The 562-nt window shown below is 65.3% G+C and carries 1 protein-coding gene; it reads left to right on the top strand.

Annotated features, from left to right (window positions below):
* On the top strand, positions 1 to 562 hold a 562-nt coding region (locus Q8X48_RS29820), incomplete at both ends, for a VCBS domain-containing protein (protein ID WP_407802810.1).

The raw sequence follows: 562 nt of genomic DNA, 5'->3' as shown, positions 1-562 counted from the left end.
GCACCACCTACACCGACACCTTCGCGGTGAGCAGTGCCGACGGCACCCTCACTTCGGTCACCGTGAATATCCTCGGCACCAATGATGCGGCCGTGCTGTCCGCCGACATCGCCAACCTCACCGAGACTAATGCTGCGCTGACCACCGCCGGTACCCTGACCATCAGCGACGTCGACAGCGCCACAACCTTCGTCGCCCAAACCAACACCGCCGGCAGCTACGGCCAGTTCTCCATCGGCACCGACGGTGCCTGGACCTACGTCGCCAGCTCCGCCCACAACGAGTTCTCCGCCGGCACCACCTACACCGACACCTTCGCGGTGAGCAGTGCCGACGGCACCCTCACTTCGGTCACCGTGAATATCCTCGGCACCAACGATGCGGCCGTGCTGTCCGCCGACATCGCCAACCTCACCGAGACTAATGCTGCGCTGACCACCGCCGGTACCCTGACCATCAGCGACGTCGACAGCGCCGCCACCTTCGTCGCCCAAACCAACACCGCCGGCAGCTACGGCCAGTTCTCCATCGGCACCGACGGTGCCTGGACCTACGTCGCCAG

The sequence above is a fragment of the Pseudomonas sp. QLc11A genome, from assembly GCF_052112305.1.
Lineage (GTDB): Bacteria > Pseudomonadota > Gammaproteobacteria > Pseudomonadales > Pseudomonadaceae > Aquipseudomonas > Aquipseudomonas laurylsulfatiphila.
This window is presented reverse-complemented; position numbering and strand designations above follow the sequence as displayed.